A 26,957-nucleotide genomic window follows, 5' to 3' on the forward strand; every position below is an offset into this window, starting at 1 on the left:
GCATGAGGCATAACGTTCTGGGGCTACAGTGGTTTGGGACTAAATTAAGCCCATTCTTTGGATTTACCAAATCATTCCAAATACAAAACCAACGTTCCATTAACCCAATTGTCCAAATCTTTTACAGTAGCCGAAAGCTGTAATGCAGTTCTTTTTTAACTTCAAATAAAAGGTTCGAATAACTACGATTAGTAAATAATTTTATGTTAACTCTACTATAGTAAGTTAACATTGAAAAGTTTAAATATCAAAAAAATAAAACTTTCAATTATCAAAAGCTGTCCTGTTTATATTTTAAAAATTGTATTGTAATTTATTTTGATCACTGTAAATAGTTAATTAGAACCACATATTCCACACAAATTATAAAACAATAAAAAGCAGGAATTTATTTATCATTGCTATTAAATGAAATCTCATATATTTGTTGATTTATTAAAAAATTAACAATAAAAATGGCTCAGTTAAAAAATATATTTTTACCACTATTTTTCTTTTTTTGTATTTATGCTTATTCACAAAATGAAGCAGCTGTTTGGTACTTTGGCAAAAATGCAGGGATTAAATTTCAGCCAGATGGTTCTGTTATTCCTTTAGGTGACGGAAAGCTATCTACAAACGAAGGTTGCGCGTCTATTGCAAACAGTAATGGAGATTTGTTATTTTATACTGATGGAAGAACGGTCTGGGATAAGAATCATGTGATCATGCCCAATGGTAATTATGTCGGAGGCACAGGTCTGCTTGGAGATCCATCCAGTACAAATTCAGCAATCATAGTCCCAAAGCCAGGAAGTTCGAGTATTTACTACATTTTTACACTAGATGAACCTCATCATGAAAATGCTGCGGTATATCCAAATGCTTTTTCTGGAACTTATCTAGATGAAGATAGTGGTAAAACTCCGGATAATGATGACGGTTTAAATAATGGTTTAAATTATTCTGTAGTTAATCTTAATAAAATAGGAAGCAACAATAGTAAAGGCGATATTATCAGCCGTAATAATCCTTTAATAACTTACGACACAAATCCCGCCGGTGAAGAAATAAAATACAAATGTTCAGAGAAAATAACAGCAGTTAAAGATGCTTCAGGAAATGGTTATTGGGTCATAACTCAATTTACAGATAATTTTTTTGCTTTCAGGGTAACTTCCAGCGGGGTTATTTCTACCCCAGTCAAATCAGCTGTTTTACCCAATGTTCCTACTTTTGGGTATCGCAGAAATGCGATAGGCTGTTTTAAGGCATCTCCTAACGGGAAAAAATTAGCAGCAGCTTATGATCAAATTGATACTGAAAGTGCACCCTATAGCAATTATAAAGGTAGTGTTTACACTTACGACTTTGATAATTTGACGGGTAAAGTCAGTAATCCAAATTTAGTACTTACAGAAGTTCACGCTTATGGTGTTGAGTTTTCTAGTGACTCAAATTTACTTTACGCAAGTTACGATTCTTTTGAAACTTCACAGTCATTAGCCCAGTTCAATTTGCTAAGCAATGATATTCCGAATTCTAAAATATTTCTTTTTAATGCTCCATATGGTATTGGTGCATTGCAACTTGGCCCTAATAATAAAATTTATTATAGCTCTTATCTTATCAATTCACTTGGTGTTATCAATAAACCAAATATTATAGGATTGGGATGTGATTTTAATCCCGAAGGGCAAATTCTGGCTCCAGATACAGAACATCGAAAAGGCTTGCCGCCTTTTATAAGTTCTTTTTTTGATGCCTTTTTTGAAGCTAAAAATTTATGTTTTGGAAACACTACAGAATTTATATTAAATTCAGCACAAACGATAACTTCAGCGACATGGGATTTTGGAGATGGCACAACTTCAACAGATATAAATCCAACACATAAATACCTTACAGACGGAACATTTACCATCACAGTTACTGTCGCAGGTTTAAGTGGCGCGAGTACTAAAGTTAAAGATATAGTTATCTCTAAAATTCCTACAGCAGCAAAACCACAAAACCTATTAGTTTGCGATGACAATAATGACGGTTTTTATACTTTTGATCTCACCAGCCTGAATGCGTCTATTTTAAACGGACAAGATCCGAATTTATATGGTATTAATTATTTTGTAAATGGCGTGGCAGTAGCTTTACCTGATTCTTATTTGAATGTAATAGCCTATAGTGAAGAAGTTATTACAGCAGAAATTTACAACAAAGCAAATGGAGACTGCAAAAGCACTACAAGTTTCAGCATTGATGTTTTTGATACGCCAAAACCTAATCTGCCTGTAAATATTTCAGATCTAAACGGCTGTGATAACACAACCGCTGGAACTGATACAGACGGAAAAATCCTTTTCGACTTAACGCAAAGAGAAGCAGCTATTTTAAATGTACAGCCATCATCTCAATTTTTTGTATCCTATTATAAAGATGCCGGATTTACACAATTGATTGCTTTGCCAAAGGCTTATCAAAACACAAATGCAACAGAAACTATTTTTGTAAAGGTTACTAACAAAGACAATGCAAGTTGTACAGCTTCTACATCATTCAAGTTGGAAGTTTTTCCTTTGCCAGTAGTTGTAAATGAAGTAAGTTTAAAACAGTGCGACGATGACATTGATGGTTTCAGCAACTTTAATCTGGAAGAAGCTATTGCTAAAATAACAACTAATTGGGCAGTTGAAACGATTACTTTTCATAAAAGTTTAGCCGATGCTCAAAATAACACTAACCCAATTTTAAACCAGACATCCTATCGCAATCAGACCGTCAGTACTGATAAAGTGTACGTCCGCATAACCAATAAGAACAATTGCTACAGAACTACCCAGCTCAATTTAATAGTTTCGACAACACAAATTCCGGCCGCTTATTCAAAAACTCTCGTAGAATGTGATGATGAAGTTTTAGGAACAAATAAAGATGGTATTGCCACATTTGATTTGAGCGTTGTGACAAATGATATTACTAATATCTTTCCTGCCGGTCAGCTTTTAGATATTACTTATTATCAGAATATTCAAGATGCTTTATCAGAGAAAAATGCTATTGCAGACATTTCAAATTACAGAAATTCAGATTCTCCAAATACTCAAAAAATATTCATTCGTGTTGATAGCAGGCTCAACAATGACTGTTTAGGATTAGGCGGTTATATTACCTTAAAAGTAGAACCTATTCCAGTTATACAATCAATCGAAAGAATTCATTGTGACGACGATCAGGATGGTCTTTATGCTTTTGATACTTCAAATCTGGAACAAGAACTCTTAAATGGATTAACAAATGTTAGCGTTTCATATGTGGATCACAACAATAATCCGTTGCCAAGTCCACTGCCAAATCCTTTCATTACCAATTCTCAAATTATAAAAGTTATTGTTACCAATAATACGCCAGCATTGTGCTCGTTCGACTCAACTATTTCTTTTGTGGTAGATGATTTGCCAGAGGCATTCCCAATTGATCCGGCAATGACTACGGTTTGCGATGATGAATCTGACCCTGTTATGCAGGATGGAAAATATGCTTTTGACACTTCCTCTTTTGAAGCTCTTTTGCTGGGAACCCAGACTGGAATGAAAGTTAATTATTACGACAGTAATAATTACCCACTGCCTAGTCCGCTTCCAAATCCTTTTGTAACGAGTTCTCAAAATATAAAAGTGGAAGTTGTAAATCCTACTAATACCACTTGTACTGCAAGTACCGTAATTGCGTTTGTAGTAAATCCTGTTCCAAAAATCAATTTAAGTGGAGAAGAATTAGTATGCAGTAATTTACCCACTTTTACCAAGCAGATTGATGCAGGACTTTTAGATATGAATGTAATGAATGATTACAATTATCAATGGTTTTTTAATGGAGATTTAATTCCCAATGAAACTAATTATAGTCTAACAGTAAACAAGGAAGGGATTTTTACTGTTCAAGTAAGCGATAAACAAACACAATGTACAAGAACCAGAACCATAAAAGTATCTGCCTCCGATATTGCCTCAAATATTATTGCCCTTGTTGATGAATCTAATACTATTTCCATTTCAGTTTCAGGAAATGGGGATTATCTTTATGCACTAGATGATCAAAATGGTTACTATCAAAATGAAAATACTTTTTTGAATGTTCGTGCAGGTATTCATACTGTTTATGTTAAAGATCAAAACGGGTGTGGCACTGCGTCAAAGGAAGTTGCCGTATTTGGAATTCCTAAATTTTTCACCCCAAATCAAGATTCTCATCACGATTACTGGAACGTAGAAGGTATTGAAGAGGTATCGAATTCCAAAACTACTATTCAGATTTTTGACCGATATGGAAAACTGCTCAAACAAATTAGTACAATGAGTCAGGGCTGGGACGGTACTTATCTTGGAACAAACATGCCTGCAGATGATTATTGGTATGTTGTAAATCTCGAAGATGGTAGAATTTTTAAAGGTCATTTTGCTTTAAAAAGATAAAATTATCCTAAAAGCTCAAGTTTATATTGTATTATCCCTACAAAATAAAAAAAATAAAAAAAAACTGAATTGGGAATTAAAAGTGAGTAAACTAGAATATTTAAGCTCTACAATTCATGCCCTTTTATATGGCAAATTTGATAAAACTGTTTTTTTTCATTCAATCAAAACAAAATATCTAAAAAATTATGAAAAATATATTTTTAACGGTGTTGGCACTATTTATTGTTTCCTGTGTATCAGAAAAAGATACCGTAGATTGTCATAAACGTGTCACCATATTAAATAACTCCAATAAGGTAATTTATTTTTGTGTTAGTATGTTACCTGCTACCAATTCGAATCCTACAAAATCAGGTGATTATTTTAAAATAGTTCCCGCAGGTACAAAAAATGACATATTTGGCAGAGATAAAGGCTGCTACGAAGAATTGTTTACAGAGAATAATAATAAACTTTATTACTTATTATTCGATGAACAGGTTCTACTTAATAATAGTTGGGAAGATGTTGTTGCCAATGATTTAGTACTAAAACGTTATAGTTTTACAGTAGAACAAATGCAAGATGCAAATTGGATCATAATATATGATGAAAATTAGTTTTTTTTTGTTGGGGTTTTGGTTGCTGTTTTATTAGTGGCAATGTATTTACCAATGTTTCAACTTAGTAGTGTGATTGGGTAATTATAAAAATATCAAAAAAATACTGGAATACAACTAATAATTTATTTCAATCAACTTATTTAAATCTTTTAAAAAATGGTTCGAAAATTGTCCCGTTAGGGCTACTAAAACAAAAAAGCTCCAGAGAAATCTGGAGCTTTTTTAATTTAATCCATATTCGACGGATTTATTCCGCACTGCTCGAAATCTTCTTATAAAAAGTTGCACATTCTATAATGATACATACTAAAGCAGACATACACTAACAAAAAAAGATTTAAAAAAGCAAAGCCATCCCGTAACAGAATGGCTTTTGCTTTATTGATTTTGATTGCGTTCACGAGCGGGACGCTCGCGCTAGCGCGGTGAGCGTCAAGTTTTTCCTTTCAATATGATTTGTACCGAAGCGTTTTACAGAATGTAATTTCTCATCAATAAGATATCTGTAGTTCTTCAATCTGTCTGTAAATATCTTTTTAGCTTCTGATAATTTTAAAGTATCCAGAACGCGACTTAATGTTTTATTATTTCTTTTTCCAACATTAAAGCTGACAACATTTTTAGAATCTCTTTCTAAAGCATAAACCAACCAGATACAATTTCTTTTGTGTTTCATATATGTACACATTTCATCAACTTCATAAGTTTTTCCTCTACTAATAACTGGCCGATTAATCTTTCTTGCAATTGAAACTATTCTTTTCAATAATGTTGTAGTTGAAATTTTTAATATTCTTGCCGTGCTTCTTATCCCTAAACCTTCTTTTGTGAACAATACTATCTCCTGATTGATATCCCTTTTATAAGCGTTATACCGATAGTCAATCTGTTGTCTTTTTTGACAAACACAACATTTATAACGCTGAATTCCATTAGATTGAAATCCATTTTTTATGCATGTACCATTGCAAAAATTACATTTTATTTTCATGACCTAATTTGAAACACTAAGGCAAGGTAAAAGCATTTTAAGGCATATTAAAAGACAAAAAATGAGAGAGGCGACCAATAGGTCGCCTCTCCTTTCTATTCAATAATTAATATTTTTTTTCAGCTCGCTAAGTCATTATTTTATAAAAACACCTAATTTATAACACTACCTTGTTCACTTTTACCACAATTCTCACGAAACTTCGTCATAAATTAATATTTTTCATCTTTAAAGAATAATTATTAGTGATTGAAACTAATAAAAACTAATGTTTTACTAGGATATTATTTTGCTTACCAACATTGTTTTTAATCATAAATTTCCTAACGAAATTATAATTCAAAGGCTTTGATAAAGTATCTTCTTCGATATCATGTATATAATAAATAAGTTTTTCCTTGGGAACTTTATATGGCTCCATAGATAAACTACAATCTACAGAGAAAAAAATAAACTTATTATCGAAACTAAAATCAACAGCTCCTTTATCAATTATCAACTTATTTTTTTGCAAGACAATATTACTATTTCCTCCTTCCCTTACAAATATATAGTTACTAGGAAGTTCGAAGTTTTGATCTGACATATTGCAACCATTTGCGAATATTAGAATAGATATTAAAATTAATTTTTTCATGGATATTGTTTATATGAACTTGATTGCGGTACAACTTTTACCGAATTATTTTTAATTGTGTTTAAACCTGAAAATTTAAAAGTAAAGCTTGTACCCTTACCAGCATAAAGTTGGGCAATTCCAGTAAAAATATTTCTAGGAGATAGAAACTCAGCTACCTTTAATGGATTTGAAAATTCTAAATTAAAATCGTAAAAATCATCCATTATTTTCACTTGATTATTCCCTTTGTATTGTAAATTTAATTTTCCAAAAACTAAGCCATGTTCGGATTTATAAAGTGTTTGAACCATATAAACCTGGTCAATTACCCATCCTTTTGTATTTACAAAATTCAAATCAACTGTCGATGCATCAACAATATAAGTTGTTTTCAAACTTTTATTCTTAGAGTAAAATTCATTTGTTTCTTCAAGGCTCGGTGCCTTTTTTGCTGGTGGGTCAATTTGATGTAGTGCATGATTCAGCCCACTAACTACAAGCCCTGTAACAGCGCCTTGCCAAAAATTACCTCCTGTAAGAGCTGCTCCCGCTCCTCCTGAAACGGTACCGAAAGCAATCATACCCACTGCTCCTGTTCCTCCTCCAATACCTTTATGTACAATTGTTTTTGAACCATAAGCCCAGTTGTTTTCTTTTGAAAAACCAGTCGTTTCTGTTTTTCCCCCACTCCAAGCACTTGCTGCAATACTACTTAAAGCACCTGCTGCAAAACCACTCCAAAACTTTCCTCCAGAAATTGCCGTCATTGAACCTTGAAAAGTACCATGGGCTGCTGCCTGAAATGCTGCCTGTGAGTAAAAATTACTAAACAATGCTGTTGACGCACTTCCGATACCAAAGGTTACAGCGGAGCTTGCTGCGCCAATAAAAGTTGCTTTAACAAGTCCTCCAACACTAAAAGGAACATCGGCAACTAATGCCGTAATAGTGTAGGTTAACGCTGCCACTGCAGCCCCTATACCTATCGCTAAGCCAATAGTAATTGCCTCTTCTCCGCTTGGATCTGTATACTTAAGAGGATTATTTAATACATAAGCATACTTATTGTAATTTTGTGTATTATAAGGCTCTTGTATGTAGTTATCCGGCTGTAGGAATCGATGCAATCTCGGATCATACAAACGTCCGTTCATGTGTATAATGCCAATACTCTGTAAATGCTCGTGGCCTGTATAACCTCTGTCTAAAACAGTTAAACCTGCCAAAATATTGCCTGCACCATCCTGAACTTTTACAATATTCCCCCACGCATCAAACAATCGTTTTTCAACAACTGCACCAGTCTGGTCTGAAATTGCTGTTATAGTACCTTGGTAATCCCTATGTAAATATAAATAATTTTGTGTTGTTCCGTTGCTTTTTAAAACAATAGGTGCTGAATAGCCATCACCTCCAATATAAGTTACAAATTCAACCGCCCCGGTAACAGTATTATGTTTCACTTCCATTGAACCATCTGCAGAATAATGCTTGCGGTAGGTTCTCAAAAGTTTGTCCGTCTGCAATCCCCCGTAGAACATGCTGCTTCGGTCATTGCCATCATTGTAGGTAAAACTAATTTTATCAACACCGGTTTCTTCGATTTGTATCGGGCTTTTAAATGTGTTATAGGTTATGTTTAATGCTCGTGTTGTTGTCGCAGGATCGCTTATCTTGCGTATCCGTACATCATCAAACCATACATTTCCTGTACCAACATTATCTGCTCTTAAATTTAATACCTTAATATTTGCCGGAACTGTAATTTCTTTTTCAATGTAAGTCCAAGCATTTAAAACAGTTGTACTTACGCTTACAGCCGCTGTATAAGTTCCTTGACCTATAGTTTGATAGGTGAATATAGTAAGCTGAGATTTAGGGCTATCACTATAAACCCATCCAGAAAAAGTATACTTCGTATCAACGTTATTATCAATATTAATAAATGCATCGGATTGAACATAATTCACTGTTTTTCCAACTGAACTAACTTTAAGTGAATTTTTTCCAGTATGTGAAACTGTCCCATCAAAAGATATTAATACTGGATAATAACCTCCTTTTGACCATCCAGTCTGACTTTCCATACTATCATTAAAAATCCCTTCTCTGTTGGCATAATATCCTAATGCTTCAGGTGTGGGAGTTATCGCTTTATTCTGATAGGTCTTTGTGGTATCATATTCGTAAGTTCCAACATTATTTTGTGTAATTCTACCCTTATCATCATAAGCCTGGGTTACCTGGATTCCTAGTCCGTTTGTATATTCGGTCAAACGGTCTAATCCGTCGTATTTAAAGCTTTCATTTCGGCTGAACAAGCTGTTGGTACGGCTGTTCAAATTTCCTCTTTTTATCTCAAAAGCCGTATTGAGTGTCATGATATTCACAACCGTTGGGCTTGTTTTATCATGCTTTATTTGGGTGGCATAACCATATTGATCATAGGCATTGGTTATCGCTATTCCATTACCCAAAGTAGCAGTCAAAAGCTGCCCTCTTTCGTTTAAGGTATTAGACTGCCATAAAACCGCCTGCGTAGCATCATCTAAAATTTGCCAGGGAAAACCGTTCTGATAAGTGTTTTTTACTGTTTTTGAGCTTGTTTTTCCTGCCGCTGTGGCTGTAGAAGTTTCCTTATCAATTCTTCCCAGACTATCATAGGTTAATTGTTTAACAAAAACTGCATATGGCGTCGTTTCAGTAGTCTTAAACAATCTTTTGAGAGTATCATACTCATAAGTATTAGTAGTTGTTTTTGTTTCGACATTGTCTACATAAGTACTGCTTGTAACCTGGCTTAATGTATTATAAGCATAGGTAGTTTTACTATTGGTAGCTGGGCCTACAATTGTTTTCTCCGTTGGTTTTCCGGCAGCGTCATACACAAAAGAAGTGGTTCCATTTGGTGTAGTTTCTGTTTTTAGTTGGCCAAATGCATCATAACTGTAAGAATAATTTCCAGCGCTTGGATCGCTCATTGCAATTTTATTGCCCCAGCCATCTATAGTGATAGTAACCTTATTACCCAAGTAGTCGGATTCTTTGAGTTGCCCGTCTGCATAATATTTAAAATTAATAGTCCCCCCTGGATCTGTACTCTGCACTTTATTACCCAAAGCATCTACAGTAGCTGTAGTTATTTTTCCGTCATCATTGCTTGTTGTAGTTAAAACAGAATACGATAAGGTTTGTATTTTTCCTGTTGGGGCGGTTATTTTGGTCGGCCTCACCAAATAATCGTACTCATAACTTGTCCATAAGTTTGGTGCCGAAAGATAAGGTTCGCTTTCCTTTTGCTTTCTTCCTAATACATCGTATACCACTTGTTTAGATATCATCGAATTAGCCGTAAATCCTTTTGTAGAATTTTTCACGACTCTTCCTAAAACATCATATTCTACAACTGTTTTTGCTTCTAAGTTATTAGTGGTTGTTGCAGTGTAGCCACCTGTTGCCAGTTTTGCATAAACAATGGTTGTAGCTAATGGCACTGTTGAAGCGTTTGTAACGGTTGTATTAATTAATTTACCCCAGTTATCATAAGTAAAATCATTGATCACCCCCATATAATTTGTAGACTTTGTTACCTGGCCTAGTGTATTATATGAATAAGTGGTAATAAAGCCCTGATGATCTGTTTTCTTGACTACAAAACGCTTGGTAGTATCGTATTCATCCTTAATTATTCGGGCTGTTGGGACCGGAACCGCAGCTGGTGCAGAAACCGTTTTTGTCAATAAATTACCTAGTAGGTCATAGGTCATGTCCTCCACTATAGCATAGGTATTATGACCTTTTTTCTCAGTTTTAGTTAAATTTGACCCTGTATAGGTGTACACTTTTTCCGTGGTTCGGGTATCTCCTGAGCCAACGTTGTTTGCTGAGGTGTTTATTTTTTTAGGTCTTCCGATGTAATAGGCGTTCCCTACTCCAGTTGGGTTACTATCATACTGCGAATCAGTGGTCACAGAACCTTGCAAAGTGGCACCAGTATATTGTCTCACCACACTTTTAGTTTCTAAACCATAGTAAAGCGGTGCATTTACCAGTCCATCGTAGGTATAAGTGCTTTCGGATTTCACCCCTGACAATGCGTCGACAGTTGTTTGCGAATCGAGCAATACATTATAAACTTTTGAGGTCGGGTTGGTATAAGTGGAAAAAATATTTGTTTTTGTGCTCAGCAAACTAGTTGGCACGGCATCAAAAACAGTTGTGCCAGCCGTACTTGACCAGGTGATTTTACTTGATCCGCGCTGTGCAATATCAATTGCTTGCGTTGTCCAGATTTTCGGATCTGTATCTGCTAAATACCAGCTACTTCTTGTGCTTCTGGTAAAGCCAACTGTTCCATAATCAAAATTTGAAACATAACCTCTGTATCTAAAAACCTGATATTTAGAAACCCCATTAATGGTAGCTGTCAGTTTAGAAACCAGATAATTATCACCGTTTCTTATGATTTCGATATTAGGATAATTTACCGCATTAGCTGATGAATAAAAATCAGTTGAAGCATTACCGAATTTATAGTCTGCTGCCACCATTGGTTTGTATTCAATAGTCTGCTTAATATTTCCATTGGCTTCTAATACTGATTTTAATCGATTTTCGGTAGCGGCATTTTTATTAAATTGATAATATTCAATTATGTTATAATGCCCCCTCACCATTACTAAATCTGTATTCCCTCCATCATATCTGAAGTTAGACGTTAATGGAATTGGAATATCGGGAGAATTTGAAAATAAGTGCGATTTTCCAAGAGGGCCAACTAAATCAGAATCATATTCTAATGAAAAAGTTTGCACACTCCCTGTCTTGCCAATATTATTAGCATAGGTAGTTATCCACCATTCCGTATCATGATTATTAATTGTCCAATTATCTTTAAAATATTTTCGCCATACACGAACTACATCTGATTTACCGTCCTTATTAACATCCATAGCATAATAAGTGCTAAATTGACGCTGTGTAGTATAGGTTGTCTCTGTATCTGGCCAGTATTCTACTATGGTGTGGGTTTCCTTAACAAAATAGTTTCCTCCTGCAGGGTTTGGATTACTGTAATAAATATGCCAAGTCGTTTGACCCGATCCCCCTTCTGCATCCGGTAACATGGTGTCTGTCTTGCCATCACCATTAAAATCACCTATTAACATTTGTTTGGTATTGCTGTATTTATCCAAAACCCCCGTGCCTATTACTTCCATTTGAATCCATGGAGCAGTCGTAAGCTGCTTAAAGCTAATTACCTGATAGGCCTTGGTATTTTGATTTATTGATAAAATATCAGATTTCCCATCACCGTTAAAATCCGCTACAAGATTTTTATATAAAAGCGGATTTAAGTCATTCAAAACTAAATTCGTTTGTACTTTTACGAAACCTTTATCCCCTAGAACTACAGAGCTTGATGGATTTAAATCCACGATATAATAATCATAACCATCATTTATCACTTCATATAAACAGCGCGTTTGCGACGGCAAATCTTCACCAATCACTTCGCTGACCACTTCCTGTTCATTTCTGGCTGAGATTAATAAAGCTTCTGATATTCCATCTCCATTAAAATCACCTTCCAAATAATTATTTGTTGCTTTTATTTCATATTGATTCACAAGGCTATTTTTACATCTCGGATCCAAATCATTGGTTCGTTTATTATCCAATGTAATTGTTTTTGTAAAGGCTTTTGGAAAAGTACCATTGGCAAAACTATAAAACTCAAAATCAATGCTTTCTAATTTTTCAATAACCCTGACGATAGACTGAAATTGATTAAGTTTGTTACTTACCAAGGTCGTTGCGGCAAATATTTTTTCAGTTCCATATATAAATGGCAAAGTGATCGGTGCATTTGCACTGTCTTCATTAAACAGGTTAGTGTAGACTTTATTTGCCTCAACAAAATCTAGTCTCCCGTCTCCATCAAAATCTCCGCCCAAGCGTACCTTATCAAAAGAAAGTGGATTTACATAACTTTTTTCCCTTCTGATTTTATCTGTAGGAGATGTTTCATATTCAAAAACAACAGGGTTTGACACCTCATTTTGAGCATTTATTTCCTGTATCTGATTTAGCCTTTGATAACCTAAGGAAGAATCTTCAACATGAGTAAGCTTATAAGTTCTAAAAACAGTATTATTGGCAAAAACCTGAATGAAGTCCAAAATTTTTGTTGCATAAACAGGAACCCCTTTTATGTAATCTCGCTCTACTCGTTTTAGATCTTTATATGTAAAGACTATTTTATCCTGAGCTGTAATTCCTGCTATTGTATTACCGCTAAAAACAATGTTATCTATATACAATTGATTAGTACTATTATAGACAACCGTTTTGTAATTATAGTCAATAAAATTACCATACGTATCTTCATATCGTACAATATACCAAGAATTCAAAGAAACTGAATTTTGCAGACTTCCAGATCCTTTCGAGCCATACCAGCTTCTGGAGCCATCGGGAGCAGTAACAATGAAATACGTGGTTGTACCCTCAATTTTCAGTTCAATTCGGGTATTACTTTTATATTCAGTCTCATAGGTCGAGTTTGTAGCCCAATACGTACCGCTTTTTATTAATAATCGTTGACCATCCAGAGATAATTTGTCATCTGCATCAAAATCAACACCATCGACAAAACCATCAATATCACGACGGGTTGCTATACGGCTAATAGTTGATATACTATTAATATTCCATCCCTGACCTGCAATACCTCCTTTAGCTCCACTGCTGTATGTAAGATTGATTGTTGGTGCCACACTTTTTATACTTGGCGGAATTGCAATAGGCAAATTATAAATAGCCCCCCCCGAAGCAGAAATTTGAAGCTCTCCTTTTGTATCAGTAAAATTTTGAGAAAAAGATAGAGAGGTAAATAATATTGAAATAAAAAAGTAAAATTGTTTCATAAAACTTTATTGCTTAATAATTTTAATTGTTTTCTGATCGCCGTTTGAATAGTTTAAAACCACTAGGTATACGCCAATTGAATAATCTTGGAAGGAGATATTTTGCGTATTATTCCTTTCAATATTAGCATAGCTCTTTAAGATTTGTCCATTAAATCCATAAACTATTATAGACGAAACTGCATTATTATCTATTAATTCCCATTTAAGATAAAGTTCTTCTTTTACAGGATTAGGATAATAAGAGATTTGGTCCTCTGGGAAGAATTTTTCTAAATCTTCATCAACAATGGCTTCGATTTCTTTTATTTCCCTTGCTGGTTTAGCGGTACAGCCGCTCAAGCATAAAGATCTAGAGGTTTGATTTCCTGCAGTATCATATCCAAAATTAATTTTCTGCTGGGCATTCGAAATAAAAGAAAATAAGAATATTACAAATAGTATTGTTTTTCTCATATTAAATTAAAATTATTTTTTCGGCAAAGAAAAAATATAATAGAATAACATTCTTACGGGTTTCCACATTTTGCCTTCAATTTTTTTAAATTGTCTGAAAACTTATTGACTTTTTTTTATTAAATAATAAAAAAAACAAAATCTAAGGACTATAAAAATTGGTTTTGTAGTTGCTTATAAAACTTGGTTAGGTACTATTTATCTTAATTAGGAATTAAAGAGGTGAGTTTTCATTCGCTTTTTTGCAATGCCAATACTACTCAAAAAAAACAAAGAAGCCTTACGGTTTCACGTAAAGTCAGTTTTTTTTTTCGATCTAAATAAAAAAAGAAAAGTATAGAATTAAATAAGTCATAAAAGCCATTTCAATCGAAATCTCCTTTACTTTTGCCAAATGTTAGAAATTCTTTATCAGGACGAATATATTATAGCCATTAATAAACCCTGTGGATTGTTGGTTCACAAATCATTTTATGCACGTGATGCAAAAGTGTATGCTATTCAGGAACTGAGAAATCAAATAGGGCAACATGTTTATCCTATACATCGCTTAGATCGCAAAACATCTGGTGTCTTGTTATTTGCGTTGGATAAAAAGATTTTGAAAATTATGAATGATCGTTTTGCCACACGTGAAGTCGAAAAAAAATATTTAGCAATTTTGCGTGGCTGGTCACCCCAAGAACTAACGATTGATTACGATTTAACCAATGATGATGACATTAAACAAAATGCAATAACCTACTTTCATCGTTTGCAAAATGCCGAAGTTGCGTTAGAATTTAATAATCGGCCAACATCACGATATTGTTTGGTAGAGGCAATTCCTGAAACGGGACGCATGCATCAATTACGAAAACATTTCAAACATATTTTTCATCCCATTTTAGGAAGCCGACCACATGGTTGCAATAAACAAAATAAGTTATGGCTGGAGAATTACGACCTGAAAGGAATGATGCTTCATGCACATCAGTTAATTTTTAATCATCCAATAAAAAACGAACAACTAATCCTGAATGCAAAGATTAATGAAGAGTTTAGCAGAGTAGGCACTATTCTTAATCTGGATTTGAGCAGGTATGAATAGAATATTAATTTGTAAATTATTGTTCTAATTGAAGCAATAATCAGAGGAATGTTCTCGCCAGTGAGGGGCTTGTTATACACAACTCATTTTTTAAGAAATTTTTCTACAGACACGTAGTTCGTATCCGATTTGAACTCTCTTGGAATAGTTTTAAATAATGTCTTCAATTCTTTTTTAGGTATTTTATCTTTTATGTAATTTAATGATGCAACAGCTTCAACGCATTGTGGGTATCTTTTAATCAAGATTATATTTCTATCAACAAAGTAAAGCCTTGCAATACTATCCATTCCGGTAAGCATTTTTTTGTCAGACAATAGTTCTTTATTGTCGAGAATATATTTCATATGAACTCGCTTAAATTCTTCTCCAAATTTTTTAGCATCAGACTTAAAGTTTACGCAAGAAGATTGTTTACAGGAAATAAATATTAACAACAATATTAAAGTGTATTTTTTCATGTTTCTGTGAAAAGGTTGTGCATAACTTTCTTTTCAGGTAGGATTAAATGAAGACCATTTTTGGGATTATCAACAGAGATAGTCTCTATTTATTTTTCGCGATTCTAAATCCAAATCCGTCATTTCGTGTATCTTTTGGAGACTGGTATCTAACTTCTGGCATATGTATTCCATATTCTAATGGCTTTCCATCGGCACTTTGAGTTTCGTAAAACCAACTAACACCTTTCGAAATTTTATAGGTCCCTTCTCCTTCTGTTGTTACTTTCGGATTTTTTTTACTTACTAAACTATCCTTTTCAGGGTTGTACCAATCAAAAACCCATTCACCTACATTTCCGGTCATATCATAAATCCCTAGTTCATTAGGTTTAAGTAGACCGACTTTATGAAAAGTACTGTCTGAGTTTTCTTTTACCCATCCTACCTCGATCGGATTATTACTACCGCTATATTTGTAGTTTCTGGTTTTCTTCCCCCCTTTAGCAGCATATTCCCACTCCGCTTCTGTTGGTAATCTTCCTCCCGCCCATTTAGCAAAGTCATTTGCTTCGTCCCAAGTTGCAAGCATTGGATTTTCGTCTATCCATTTATAATATACTTTTATTCCGTGTGCATTTTCAATAGGTGCTTCAGGCATTTTTCTGCCTGTTTTTTCGCAAAATTCTCTAAACTGTTTAACCGTTATTTCATATTTACTTATGTAAAAGTCATCAAGCTCTACCATTCGGTGTGGACTTGTAAATCCCTTTATTGTATCACCTTTGGGACTAATAATGATTTGGTTTTTACCTTGCTCAAAAGTCCCGCCCTCTACAAAAACATAGTCAACATTATCTTGTTTACAGGAATTCAGTACCAAAAGCCCTAGAAAGATTACGAATATCTGTTTAATCATAATGTCTGTTTAAAATTACTGCCCACTTATTTATATGTGGCAAAAAACTACCCAAATTAGGGTCGACACATGTGATAGTGCTATATTTTTTCTTTATAAATCATCGGGAGACGCAGTCGGTATTACTATAGCAATCTTCAAAAAAACTGCTTAACTATTTGAATACTTTCCACAACTAAAACAAAGCTTCAGAGAAATCTGGAGTTTTGTTTTAGTTCACCCCTCGTTGTCAACTTCAGTTGCGTTCACCAGTGAGATGCTCGCGCAAACTGGAGAAACACCTCGCAGAGCGAGGGTATTACCAAATTGTTATTCTGTCTTTCTTTGGCAAAAACATTTTATCTCCAGGTTGTACATTAAATGCTTCATAAAAAGGAGTAGTATTCATTAAAGGACCATTAACACGCCAATTTGGTGGAGAATGCGGATTATTGTTAATCCACAAACGCAGGAACTCGTCTTTCATTTTTACCCTCCATATTTTGGCTATAGAAATAAAGAAGCGCTGGTCTGGAGTAAAACCATCAATTTTTGTATTCCCTTGTCCTTCTTTAGTCATTTTAAAAGCATCATAAGCAACTGCTATTCCGGCAATATCTGCCGTGTTTTCGCCAACTGTCATTGCGCCATTAATGTGTAGATCGCCTAAAACGGTATAGGTACTGTACAAATTAATAACCTGTTGTATTCTTGACTTAAACTGTGCATAATCCTCTTTTGTCCACCAGTTTTTTAAGTTGCCATCCTTGTCATATTGAGCGCCCTGATCATCAAAAGTATGGGTTATTTCATGACCTATAACCATTCCGATACCTCCATAATTTAGTGCATCATCTGCATTATTATCAAAATATGGGGGTTGTAAAATACCCGCAGGGAAAACAATTTCATTTGCAGTAGGGTTGTTATATGCCGTAACTGTTGGAACTGTGGTATACCATTCTGATTTATCGACTGGTTTGCCCAATTTTGCCAATTGAAATTGATAGGCAGCCGCAGCGGCCGAAACCATATTCTCAAAATAGGTTTGTCTGGCTATATGCACATTGCTATAGTCTCTCCATTTATCCGGATATCCTATTTTCTTAGTCATGGCTGCCAATTTTTCTTTAGCTTTTTGTTTCGTGATTTGACTCATCCATTCCAATTTATCAATTCTTTTGGCATACGCTTTTTGCAAATTATTCACAAGGATTAACATACGTTTTTTAGCATCTTCTGAAAAATATTTCTTTACATACAATTGACCCAATGCTTCGCCTAAGTACGTGTCAAGGACACTAGCCATTTTTTCACCACGTGATTTTTGAACAGCCTGACCAGAAAGTACTTTGGTATATTCAAATGAGGCATCTACAAAAGGTTTACTTAAATCATCTGCATATCTTTCTATAGATTTTGCTTTCAGGTAAACTTTCCAATTATTAATGGGGATCGTTTTTAAGAGCTTATTAAGAGCATCATAATAGGCTGGCTGGCCTACATTAATGAAATCGGTTTTAGCGCCTAAATTATTTAAAAAAGTAGTCCAGTCTATGTTGGGATGTCTTTTTACAAGATCTGTCACAGCCATTTTATTATAATTTGCCTGCACATCCCGAAGTTCAACTTTTGTTTTATGTGAAACGGCGAGTTGTTTGTCAATATCGTAAACCAAATTAGCATTCTTTTCAGCCTCTTTGGCATTGCTTCCTGTTTGTTGAAACAAAGTAGTAAGGTATTTTTTGTAAGCTTCCTGTATGGCTACAGTTGATGAATCTGATTTGAAATAATAATCCCTGTCAGGCAAGCCGATACCTGTTTGATAGATTTGGGCAATATTCATACTGCTGTTTTTATCATCTGGTCCCACTCCAAAACCTATAATAGAAGAATTGTCTACTTTTTCTTCATTAACTACAAAGTTCATTAAGGATGGTAAATCACTAATTGCTTCAATTTTGGCAAGCAAGGGTTTGATAGGTGCATAACCGCGTTTGTCAATGGTTACTGTATCCATACCTGATGCATAAAAGTCTCCGACCTTTTGCTCAATACTTCCGGCTGGATTCTTGCTTTGTGAAATACTGTCCAATATTCCTTGCAGACGCATTCGTTGTGGGTAATTCATAAACATATAGGCACCAACTCCGGCTTGAGATGCGGGTATTGCAACAGAATCATACCATTTACCATTTACATATTTAAAAAAATCATTACCAGGTCGCAATGTGGAATCTATTCCAGTGATAGCAATATTTTTTTTTCCTTCATGTTTTGAACACGATGTAAAAGCTAAGAACGCAATGAATAGTATTAATGAATTTTTCATAATCTAGATTTTTTCTATTAAAATGAACTGAAAAAAAGTTTGAAGGCAGATATTTTAAAATGTATATATCTGGCATAGTTAATTTTAGCAGAACAATATACGAATTCAGTTTTTAATTCTAAAGTTTTTATAAGAAACACAACTTATAAAAGTCAGAATTATAGGCAGACATTTATAGTTAATCTAGTAATCCCCTGCTCTACTAAATGTTCTAATTCATGCTACGCAGTCCGAAAAGCCTTGGGACTCACTTTGCGTCATTTCTACCAAGTGTAATTTTAAAAAAACTCATAACTCCCCTACTTCAAACCTAATATATTTTTCAGATGTTTTTTGCTAATTAAAATTTACGCTGCTTTTCATGAAAAGCGCTTCTGAAAATAGCCTAAACCTAGAGAATATTCTCTCAAAACAAATATTTTTTGTTTTTTTTGAAAATCTTCTTTTTTAATGAAAAGATGAAAAAAAACTGCTTTCCTTCCATTTTTCATCCAAAACAACGAATTATTAATCAAACAAATACATTTTAATTTCCCGAATTTATCTACGATAGAAATTTCGAAATATGATAAGTTCAGAACAGCTAAAAACAATTTCCTGAAAAAAATTTTTTGTGTATTCTAAAATTATTTGCATTTTTGCACCCGCATTACAAAAGCAGGCCCGTTCGTCTATCGGTTAGGACGCATGGTTTTCATCCATGTAAGAGCGGTTCGATTCCGCTACGGGCTACTAGCTAACAAAAAGCTTCAGATCTCTCTGAAGCTTTTTTTATGCAGTAAATTTAATCTAATTTCATGCTCCGCATAATCCAAAGAAAGGATCAATCCTAAAACCTCTGGGGAGAAAAAAAAATACCACAGAAAACGCAAAGTTTTTTAAATATGCTAAGTTTAGTAAAAACACAAAGTTCACAAAGCTTTGCGGACTTAGATTGTGTAAATCTTAGTGAACTCTGTGAAAAACCTTTGAGTTCTCTGCGTTAAAAAATAATTAAGCAGTATGAAATGTATAATGTCTCCCCACATCATCTAAGTTAATCCAAAAAAAGCCACTCTTTTGAAGGAGTGGCTTTACAGGAGATAAAGAGTACTAACTCGATTTAAAAAAAGAACCAACTATTATTTAAAAAACTTTGTCTTCATATCACTATTAATAATATTTGCACTTGCAGCTGTAAATTTGTTCATTTACTGCGCTTCGAGTATCCATTGTTGGTTTGGACTGCCGGTCGTGCCATTAATACTGTATTGAACAATCTTAGTTCCACTTGTTGTGCTGCTTCCTGGATTATCCAATACATAATGATTCGATAGATTACTTTGAATTACATATTTGTTGGTGCCGGCAGGAATTAACTTCCATTGTTGATTAGTGCCATTTGAAATGGTATACTGAATAATATTCCCTCCCAAGGTTTGTATACCACCTGAGATATCAAGCGCCTTATTACTATTGGCATTAACAATTACATACGTCGATCCTTGAGTAGTAAACTTCCATTTTTGCACGTTGGTGCTTACACTCGTGCTTTGCACAAGAAAAGCACTATTGGCAGTACTGTTATTCTCCAGGGCCAGGTAAAGACCACTCGAAGCATTTTTAATTTTATACCATGTACTTCCAGATATACCAGGTGTAACCGGTACTGTTAAAGCTGGAGAAACTTGGTTAAAAATATCTGTAAGGGTAATTCTAACAGAATAAGTACCCGTGCCTAGTGTACTGCTAATTGAAGCAGATCTTTTTTGAGGCAACACCTCATTTATCGTACTCACTACCACTCCTGACGCATCAAGCAATTCTACTTTCGAAGAGAATTGTGGGCTCTTGGTTGAAACGTTGGTCCAGTTTACCGTTACGGTATTCCCGCTACTACTGGCTGTGGCTCCTTGGAGTTGGCCAACGGTTAAAACAGGAGCGGTACCCTGGCTGCTTTGCGCCGGAAGTGATAATGTACGTCCTGTGCCAAATGCTGCGCTGGGCTGGACATTCCCGCCATGCTCCATAAAATAGGCATCTTCTGTCGCATCATAACCCGAGTTGAAGGCTCTGTCGTATATACCATTTCTTCCTTCATCACCGGCATTAGCACTAAAACTTCTGCTGGTATGCTTTTCCCAGGTATTGTTTATGCTTAGATTCCAGCAATCTTTAAAAAAAGCTTTCCTTACAAAACTGCCATCATGAGCTGTATTAGTTCCATCCCAATTCTCTAAAAAGGCGTCGTTGCCTGCTCCTAAAAAAGTAGTTCGCTCAGGAATGGCCAATGTAGAAGTGTGGAACCAGATTCCGGTACTTTGATTTTGGATAAAGGTACCTATGTACAATTTTCCATTTAATTTCCATGCCCTGAGTGCAATATTGTACCAGGTGTTAAGCGTCCATTGGTAAGGATTAATGGTTTTGTACCCATCACCTTCTCCACCGAATCTGCTGCTTATAGTTCCATCAGCGGTGTAAGCCACTTCCGAATAAATTCCTCCCAGGGTGTTGGGATCCCAAAGCGAAGAAATGAGAATATTTGGGGTTCCAAAAGAAGTATCGGGTGTTTGCTGCAGCCCCGCATAACCTCCAGAATAATTATGAACTGAGAAATACTCTGTATTGGCTGATTGTGTAATTTTTATTCTGTGCAGTTTAACAATAGCATCTGAGGCAAAAGAAAAGTAAAGGTGTTCTGATGGGGCTGCATTCTCACCACTTACCTTTGCGGTTTTGGCTGCATCTTTGCCCGATTGGGCTAGTGCTGGGCTTTTAAGGTTGCTGTCTTCCTGACAAGACATCAGTGTACAAAAAAGAAAAAACAGAGCCTTCAGAGGCCGCGGAAAAAAAATGGTTACTTTCATAGTTTTAAGGTTTGTTAATGGTTACTATTATTTTATTAATGCATAAAAAAATACAATTCATTATTTTTCAAAAAAACGTATAACAATGAAGACCATAAAATTGTAATTATGTACCCCAGCTATATTTTATTTGTTTACTCTCCGACCGATAAAACCTCTTAAAGTTCTATTTAAATATCCCTATTTTTATTTCTCTCTCCATAGACATTTCCTGTAAATATCCCAATTGTAAGACGACTTCAAAACAACAGCCTTCTACGTATTTATATCTATTTTAAAAACATCTTAAAACCGCAATAAAAACTCATTAAAACCACATTTATCACAAGAAAACATAAGAATATACTCTTATTTAGCAGCTAAACTATATATTTTTTATTAATAAAAAAAGAAAAACACAAACATATGTGTTCGAGCACATTAAATTAATGTGCTCGAACACATATAAATCAGGCAATCACCTGCATTTTCAAATTTTGTGAAATTTTTTCGTCTTCAGCAATTATAAGAAAAATAAGATATTTACTTTAGAGAGTGCAACTTTAAAAAAAATCAATTTGCTTTACAGAACTAAAAATATTCATAGATGTTAACCTGAATTCAACATCTTTTTTTTGTAGTTTACAAAAATGTGTTCGAGCACATTTTTCTTCATTTTCATTTTTTATTGAAAAATAACCTATATATTCGTCATCGAAATCTAAAAATCCTTGCTTTATTTTCAAATTATAAGGATTCAAGCAACGATTTTAATTCAATTTTTAATTTTTTTAGAAAACTAATTAAAGTTGAAATAATAGAAGTGAAAAACTAATCTTCCAAAACAAAAATTAAAGATGAATTACAAACATTGTCTGATCGTTATAAGCCTTTTTTTAATGTCAATACACGCACTTCCACAATCTAAAATGTCGAAGTCAGATTCGATTTTTTTTGTAGAAAAGACAGTATTTGTACCAACTGTTTCAAAAACGACCTCAGCCTACAAAACACCAGTATGCCCTGAAGGTTTTAGTTTGGAATTAATCGGTTCAGATAATCTTTCGGTTATAGCCAAATCCGGAACTGTTTTTACTCCGTTGCAGGACATGACGGTTAATCTTCTGTTTAAGGCTGTTAAAAAAGACAACGGTTCTTTTATGGAAATTCCATCTGTTGTAAACGTTGAAGGAACCTACCATAATCAGGGAAAGAATACAAAACCTTTTGTGATTCCGTCCTTGAGGGAATGGCATGGAGACGAAGGAAATTTTACGTTGACAACAAAATCAAGAATTGTAGTAGATGCAAAACAGGAAGTAACACTCATGCAGGCTGCGAAAATTTTTCAGGACGATTTAGATAAACTGTGCGCTATAAAACCAAAAATTCTTGTCGGCAAACCAAAAGCCGGGGATATTTTTATTTCTTTGGATGGAAAGAATGACGAATTGGGAACGGAAGGTTATTCTCTTTCTATTCGTGATTATGTTGCTATTAATGCTGCTCAATATAAAGGGGCATTTTGGGGAACACGAACTTTTTTGCAAATAGTAGAACAAGATGCAAAACATTGTTCTTTGCCTAAAGGAATTTCGAGAGATTATCCTAAATATGAAGTAAGAGGTTTTTTATTGGATGTCGGACGAAAATATTTTAAGATTGAGTTTTTAAGAGATTACGTAAAGTTAATGTCCTACTATAAAATGGGTGATTTTCAAATACACCTAAGTGATAATGCTTTCGCAAAACATTACAACAACGATTGGGATAGTACTTATAGCGGCTTTAGGCTGGAAAGTGAACGATATCCCAACCTGCCTACAAAGGGCGAATTCTACACTAAGAAAGAATTTATCGATTTACAAGTATTGGCTGAGCGCTACGGAATAAATATTATTCCTGAGATTGACGTTCCTGCACATTCTCTTGCTATTTCTAAAGCGTTTCCACAAATTGCCAGCCAAAAATATGGTAAAGATCATCTCGATATAAAGAATCCTCAAACATATACCATCGTAGAAAATATATTCAGAGAATATTTGGAAGGAGAAAATCCTGTATTTCGTTTTAAGGAAGTACATATTGGAACTGACGAATATGCCAAAGAAGAAGCTGAACCCTTCAGAAAATTTACAGATCATTTTATAAAATATGTACAAACGTTTGGTAAAGATGTAAGAGTTTGGGGTGCTTTGACACATGCTCAAGGGGTGACACCAGTTACCTCAAAAGGCGTGACAATGAATGCCTGGTATAACGGTTATGCTGATCCTTTGAAAATGAAAGAATTGGGTTATCCGCTTATCAGTACACCAGATGGTTATCTTTATATTGTACCTGCTGCGGGCTATTATTACGATTATCTGAACTTGAAATATTTATATGAAAAATGGGAGCCGGTAGCAGTTGGCGATGTGGTTTTTAAGATGGGAGACCCTTTTATAAGAGGTGGAATGTTTGCCGTATGGAATGATATCTCAAAAAATGGCATTACGGCTCAGGATGTTACGGACAGAGTTTTCCCTGCATTACAAGTGCTAAGTGAGAAAATGTGGAGCGGAGAAAATAGAACAGTAAATTTTAATGCTTTTTCAGATAAGGTGAAATCCATAAACGAGGGTCCGGGATTGAATTTGAGAGGGAAAATTTCCGGTAAAGATGCTTTGGTTGTCAATTACGAAATGAAGGGCAGCGATAAAGCGATCAAAAACATAAACCAGGTTTTCTATGAAAAAGAGGGTAACAGAAAAGTTTTAAATTTTAAGAGCAATAGCAGTCAGGTTAAACTTCCTTATCCCGAAATTGGATATAATTATACCGTTGTTTTTAAAATTAATCCATCAGAAAACAATGCTGATGATGCCATTGTTTTTCAATCAAATCATGCAGTTGTTAAACTAAAGCAAGGCAAAACGTCCAATTTTGGGTTTTCTCATGAGGGAAAAGATTACGATTTTGGAGTTGAAATTCCTGAAAAGAAATGGAGCACCATTGCGGTTTCTGGAGACAATAACTCCACTACACTCTATTTAAATGGTAAACTGGTTAAAAAATTAGAGCGTGAAAAAATTCCAACAGGCATCAAAACGGATTCGATTTGGATTATGAAGACATTATTTTTTCCACTAGATCAAATTGGGGACAGCAAAAATTCTTTTATTGGAAAAATGAAGGATTTAAAAGTATTCAACCAGATTTTATCTGAAGTACAAATTCAAGCCATAAAAGAAGAGGAGTAACTATTTTATAAATTAGAAAATTTATGAATACCATTTTAAAAACAATACTGACTTGCCTGATAACGAGTGTACTATTTGCTCAGCAAAAACCAAATATCATTTACATCTATGCCGATGATTTAGGATATGGAGAATTGGGCTGTTACGGTCAGAAAGTGATTAAGACTCCCAATATCGATAAACTGGCATCAGAAGGAATAAAGTTTACACAGCATTATGCCGGCGCGCCAGTTTGTGCGCCTTCAAGATGTATGTTAATGACGGGTAAAAATGCCGGTCACGCGTATATCCGTGGAAATTATGAGTTTGGCGATTTTACCGATGAAAATGAAAAAGGACAATTGCCTTTAGAAGCAAAAGCTTTTACGGTTGCCGAATTATTAAAATTAAAAGGCTATACAACTGCCCTTGTTGGTAAATGGGGATTGGGCTACAATGATACCGAAGGAATGCCGACGAAACAGGGATTTGATTATTTCTATGGCTATTTTGACTAAAAGCAGTCTTATAATTTTTACCCTTCTCATCTTTGGGAAAGTTTTGGTGAGGATTATCTAAACCAAAATACAAAGGGGTATACGGTGAAAGATGATTTAGGACAACCTTACATCTATGTACACAAAAAAGCATTAGATCCAAAAACGGCGACTCCTGCCGATTTTGATGCATTCAAAGGAAAAGTATATGCTCCCGAAAAAATGACCGAAAAAGCAATCGGATTTATTGATAAAAACAAAGATAAACCGTTCTTTTTGTACCTGGCTTATACTCTTCCCTCACGTTTCTTTGCAAGCTCCGGAAGAATGGATTAATAAATACAAAGGACAATTTGATGAGCAGCCTTATTATGGAAATAATGGCTACGCTGCTACTCTATATCCAAAATCGACTTATGCAGCAATGGTTTCTTATCTGGATGCTCAGGTCGGAATAATTCTTGAAAAAATAAAAGCGCTTGGCTTAGACGATAATACAATTGTAATGTTCAGCAGTGATAACGGTGCAACGTTTAAAACCGGAGGTTTCGATCCGACATATTTCAACAGTATGGCCGGATTAAGAGGTACAAAAGGCGATTTGTACGAAGGTGGAATACGTATCCCTTTTATTGCAAAATGGCCAGGGAAAATTCCGGCTGGCAAAACGAGCGATTTGATTAGTTCTCAAATTGATTTTTTTGCTACAATAGCTGATTTAAACGGTCAGAAGAAAACGAATACTGACGGAATTTCATTTTTGCCAGAACTAAAAGGAAAATCAAATGATCAGAAAAAACATGAATACCTTTATTTTGAGTTCTCAGAAAAGACAGGCCAGATAGCTGTTCGCCTTGGAGACTGGAAAGGTGTAAAAAGCAACATGAAGAAAAATAAAAATGCTCCATGGGAAATCTATAATCTAAAAAGTGACGAAAAAGAGTCTGTTGATGTTGCCGCCCAGCATCCTGAATTGGTGAAAAAGTTTGAGGAAATAGTAAAAAAAGAACATACTGGTGCACAAATTAAAGTATGGGAATTCATTAACTAATAAGATAAAACTTCAGAGAGATCTGGAGTTTTTTTTAACCTTTTCAAAACATACATAAATCATTAAAAATCAAATAAATACAATCTTTACACACGAAAAACTGAATTTTTAGAATAAAAAACTTAGTTTAATGATTGACATTTTTCTTTCCTTTTTCCAGAAATCTTTCTTTTTATCGATTTAAAATCAGATTTGAATTTAGGCGCATAAAATTTAAGCAAGCTTAGTCTTACATATAAAATCCTATTTGGTTACTGGTATGGTCATTAGAGCACTATTTTTTTTATTGCTAATAAAATTTCCTGAAAAATTAATTCTGATACTATATTATCCACTTTTGAAATTTTAAAAAGTGATCCTTTGGGCGTAAATATTTTATTCTGATAAATAAAATATTGAATAAAAGCCATTACTTTCTAAAAACTATGATTATTGTCTTATATTCATATATTACCCACTTTTTTTTCCATATTACACTAAAATACAATCCTTTTTTATGCATATTTTAAAAAACTGGTAGGTACTGGTATGTGCTGACGAGGAAACATTTCT

At 34.4% G+C, this 26,957-nt stretch carries 15 protein-coding genes and 1 tRNA gene; 8 read left to right on the forward strand and 8 right to left on the reverse strand.

The window, feature by feature from the left end:
- Nucleotides 1–455 precede the first annotated feature (455 nt).
- Both Q7C23_RS04110 and Q7C23_RS04115 read left to right on the forward strand, forming a co-directional pair.
- Nucleotides 456–4,448, forward strand: a complete 3,993-nt coding sequence (locus Q7C23_RS04110) for a T9SS type B sorting domain-containing protein (protein ID WP_375031307.1) — start codon at nt 456–458, stop codon at nt 4,446–4,448.
- A 188-nt stretch (nt 4,449–4,636) separates the two neighbouring features.
- Nucleotides 4,637–5,050, forward strand: coding sequence for a hypothetical protein (locus Q7C23_RS04115; RefSeq protein ID WP_375031308.1), 414 nt, complete (start codon nt 4,637–4,639; stop codon nt 5,048–5,050).
- A 400-nt stretch (nt 5,051–5,450) separates the two neighbouring features.
- Here the strand turns inward: Q7C23_RS04115 and Q7C23_RS04120 are convergent, their stop codons facing one another.
- The 4 genes from Q7C23_RS04120 to Q7C23_RS04135 all read right to left on the reverse strand — a co-directional run bounded on the left by Q7C23_RS04120 (nt 5,451) and on the right by Q7C23_RS04135 (nt 14,048).
- Nucleotides 5,451–6,044 carry an IS1 family transposase gene (locus Q7C23_RS04120; RefSeq protein WP_375031309.1) on the reverse strand — a complete coding sequence of 198 codons (594 nt, stop codon included), beginning with the start codon at nt 6,042–6,044 and terminating at the stop codon, nt 5,451–5,453.
- A 265-nt stretch (nt 6,045–6,309) separates the two neighbouring features.
- Nucleotides 6,310–6,681 (reverse strand): hypothetical protein, encoded by a 372-nt coding sequence (locus Q7C23_RS04125; RefSeq protein ID WP_375031310.1) that lies wholly within the window; start codon nt 6,679–6,681, stop codon nt 6,310–6,312.
- Nucleotides 6,678–13,592: an RHS repeat-associated core domain-containing protein gene (locus Q7C23_RS04130; RefSeq protein WP_375031311.1), complete on the reverse strand. Its 6,915-nt coding sequence runs from the start codon at nt 13,590–13,592 to the stop codon at nt 6,678–6,680. Before Q7C23_RS04130 ends, Q7C23_RS04125 begins: the two co-directional genes overlap by 4 nt.
- 6 nt (nt 13,593–13,598) lie before the next feature.
- Entirely contained in the window at nt 13,599–14,048 is a 450-nt protein-coding gene (locus Q7C23_RS04135) for a T9SS type A sorting domain-containing protein (protein ID WP_375031312.1), read from the reverse strand.
- Between the two features lie 394 nt (nt 14,049–14,442).
- On the opposite strand from Q7C23_RS04135, the gene Q7C23_RS04140 reads away from it, so the two are divergent.
- The gene (locus Q7C23_RS04140; RefSeq protein ID WP_375031313.1) at nt 14,443–15,138 is read left to right on the forward strand and encodes a pseudouridine synthase; all 696 of its coding nucleotides are present in this window, start codon (nt 14,443–14,445) and stop codon (nt 15,136–15,138) included.
- 83 nt (nt 15,139–15,221) lie between these two features.
- On the opposite strand, the gene Q7C23_RS04145 is transcribed toward Q7C23_RS04140, so the two are convergent.
- The 3 genes from Q7C23_RS04145 to Q7C23_RS04155 all read right to left on the reverse strand — a co-directional run bounded on the left by Q7C23_RS04145 (nt 15,222) and on the right by Q7C23_RS04155 (nt 18,808).
- Entirely contained in the window at nt 15,222–15,599 is a 378-nt protein-coding gene (locus Q7C23_RS04145; RefSeq protein ID WP_375031314.1) for a hypothetical protein, read from the reverse strand.
- An 85-nt stretch (nt 15,600–15,684) separates the two neighbouring features.
- On the reverse strand, nt 15,685–16,497 hold the full coding sequence (locus Q7C23_RS04150) for a formylglycine-generating enzyme family protein (RefSeq protein WP_375031315.1): 813 nt from the start codon (nt 16,495–16,497) through the stop codon (nt 15,685–15,687).
- Nucleotides 16,498–16,795: 298 nt separating this feature from the next.
- The gene (locus tag Q7C23_RS04155; protein ID WP_375031316.1) at nt 16,796–18,808 is read right to left on the reverse strand and encodes a M13 family metallopeptidase; all 2,013 of its coding nucleotides are present in this window, start codon (nt 18,806–18,808) and stop codon (nt 16,796–16,798) included.
- Between the two features lie 660 nt (nt 18,809–19,468).
- Between Q7C23_RS04155 and Q7C23_RS04160 the strand changes: the two genes are divergently transcribed.
- Nucleotides 19,469–19,540, forward strand: a tRNA-Glu gene (locus Q7C23_RS04160).
- A gap of 458 nt (nt 19,541–19,998) precedes the next feature.
- Here the strand turns inward: Q7C23_RS04160 and Q7C23_RS04165 are convergent.
- Nucleotides 19,999–21,657, reverse strand: coding sequence for a DUF3472 domain-containing protein (locus Q7C23_RS04165; RefSeq protein ID WP_375031317.1), 1,659 nt, complete (start codon nt 21,655–21,657; stop codon nt 19,999–20,001).
- Nucleotides 21,658–22,535: 878 nt separating this feature from the next.
- Between Q7C23_RS04165 and Q7C23_RS04170 the strand changes: the two genes are divergently transcribed.
- The 4 genes from Q7C23_RS04170 (at nt 22,536) to Q7C23_RS04185 (ending at nt 26,405) form a co-directional block, all read left to right on the forward strand.
- On the forward strand, nt 22,536–24,878 hold the full coding sequence (locus Q7C23_RS04170; RefSeq protein WP_375031318.1) for a family 20 glycosylhydrolase: 2,343 nt from the start codon (nt 22,536–22,538) through the stop codon (nt 24,876–24,878).
- A gap of 23 nt (nt 24,879–24,901) precedes the next feature.
- Nucleotides 24,902–25,375 carry a sulfatase-like hydrolase/transferase gene (locus Q7C23_RS04175; protein WP_375031319.1) on the forward strand — a complete coding sequence of 158 codons (474 nt, stop codon included), beginning with the start codon at nt 24,902–24,904 and terminating at the stop codon, nt 25,373–25,375.
- 84 nt (nt 25,376–25,459) lie between these two features.
- Nucleotides 25,460–25,690: a hypothetical protein gene (locus tag Q7C23_RS04180; RefSeq protein WP_375031320.1), complete on the forward strand. Its 231-nt coding sequence runs from the start codon at nt 25,460–25,462 to the stop codon at nt 25,688–25,690.
- Nucleotides 25,665–26,405, forward strand: coding sequence for a sulfatase-like hydrolase/transferase (locus Q7C23_RS04185; RefSeq protein ID WP_375031321.1), 741 nt, complete (start codon nt 25,665–25,667; stop codon nt 26,403–26,405). Before Q7C23_RS04180 ends, Q7C23_RS04185 begins: the two co-directional genes overlap by 26 nt.
- Nucleotides 26,406–26,957: the final 552 nt, after the last annotated feature.

The organism is Flavobacterium sp. LAR06 (genome assembly GCF_041946075.1).
Lineage (GTDB): Bacteria > Bacteroidota > Bacteroidia > Flavobacteriales > Flavobacteriaceae > Flavobacterium.

Bases quoted from the DNA above. Each gene is read 5' to 3' on its own strand.
- Q7C23_RS04110 (WP_375031307.1), top strand. From the start codon at position 456: ATGGCTCAGTTAAAAAATATATTTTTACCACTATTTTTCTTTTTTTGT.
- Q7C23_RS04115 (WP_375031308.1), top strand. From the start codon at position 4,637: ATGAAAAATATATTTTTAACGGTGTTGGCACTATTTATTGTTTCCTGT.
- Q7C23_RS04120 (WP_375031309.1), bottom strand. From the start codon at position 6,044: ATGAAAATAAAATGTAATTTTTGCAATGGTACATGCATAAAAAATGGA.
- Q7C23_RS04125 (WP_375031310.1), bottom strand. From the start codon at position 6,681: ATGAAAAAATTAATTTTAATATCTATTCTAATATTCGCAAATGGTTGC.
- Q7C23_RS04130 (WP_375031311.1), bottom strand. From the start codon at position 13,592: ATGAAACAATTTTACTTTTTTATTTCAATATTATTTACCTCTCTATCT.
- Q7C23_RS04135 (WP_375031312.1), bottom strand. From the start codon at position 14,048: ATGAGAAAAACAATACTATTTGTAATATTCTTATTTTCTTTTATTTCG.
- Q7C23_RS04140 (WP_375031313.1), top strand. From the start codon at position 14,443: ATGTTAGAAATTCTTTATCAGGACGAATATATTATAGCCATTAATAAA.
- Q7C23_RS04145 (WP_375031314.1), bottom strand. From the start codon at position 15,599: ATGAAAAAATACACTTTAATATTGTTGTTAATATTTATTTCCTGTAAA.
- Q7C23_RS04150 (WP_375031315.1), bottom strand. From the start codon at position 16,497: ATGATTAAACAGATATTCGTAATCTTTCTAGGGCTTTTGGTACTGAAT.
- Q7C23_RS04155 (WP_375031316.1), bottom strand. From the start codon at position 18,808: ATGAAAAATTCATTAATACTATTCATTGCGTTCTTAGCTTTTACATCG.
- Q7C23_RS04165 (WP_375031317.1), bottom strand. From the start codon at position 21,657: ATGAAAGTAACCATTTTTTTTCCGCGGCCTCTGAAGGCTCTGTTTTTT.
- Q7C23_RS04170 (WP_375031318.1), top strand. From the start codon at position 22,536: ATGTCAATACACGCACTTCCACAATCTAAAATGTCGAAGTCAGATTCG.
- Q7C23_RS04175 (WP_375031319.1), top strand. From the start codon at position 24,902: ATGAATACCATTTTAAAAACAATACTGACTTGCCTGATAACGAGTGTA.